The organism is Saccharomonospora iraqiensis subsp. paurometabolica YIM 90007 (assembly GCF_000231035.2).
GTDB classification, from domain to species: domain Bacteria; phylum Actinomycetota; class Actinomycetes; order Mycobacteriales; family Pseudonocardiaceae; genus Saccharomonospora; species Saccharomonospora paurometabolica.
In genome coordinates, this window is record NZ_KI912232.1 from 151,700 (window position 1) to 152,255 (window position 556).

General features: G+C 76.8%; 1 protein-coding gene. It reads left to right on the plus strand.

From position 1 onward, the window contains the following. The coding region (locus tag SACPADRAFT_RS0211220) for a thiamine pyrophosphate-dependent enzyme (protein WP_007027926.1) at window positions 1–556 on the plus strand (556 nt) is incomplete at both ends.

Sequence of the window (556 nt, forward strand, 5' to 3'; positions counted from 1 at the left end):
CGACCCCGCGGCGGTGTCCGCCCGCCGGGAACGGGCCGCGGCGGAACACCGACGCCGCGCACGGGAACGGGCGGCGGCCGAACGGCCGGACGGCGCGACCATCACACCGGAGTACCTGGTGGCGTGCGTGCGGGACGCCCTCGACGACGGGACGGTCGTGCTCACCGAGGCGATCACCAACTACCAGGTCGTGAGCCGCCACCTGCCCCGCTCGGTGCCCGGTTCCCTGTTCGGCTCCGGCGGCGGCTCGCTCGGCTGGGCGCTGGGCGCGTCGGTCGGGGTGAAGCTCGCCGCGCCGGAACGCACCGTGGTGTCCCTGGTGGGCGACGGTTCCTACCTGTTCGGGGTGCCCTCGTCGGCCCACTGGGTGGCCCGGCGGTACGGGACGCCCTCGCTGACGGTCGTGTTCGACAACGGGGGGTGGAAGGCGCCGAAGGTCTCCGCGCTGGGGGTCCACCCCGACGGGGTCGCCGCCGGGCGCGACGACTTCCCGGTCGACCTCGGTCCGGGCGCCGACCTGCCCGGGATCGCCGCGGCGGCCGGGGACGCGTGGGGC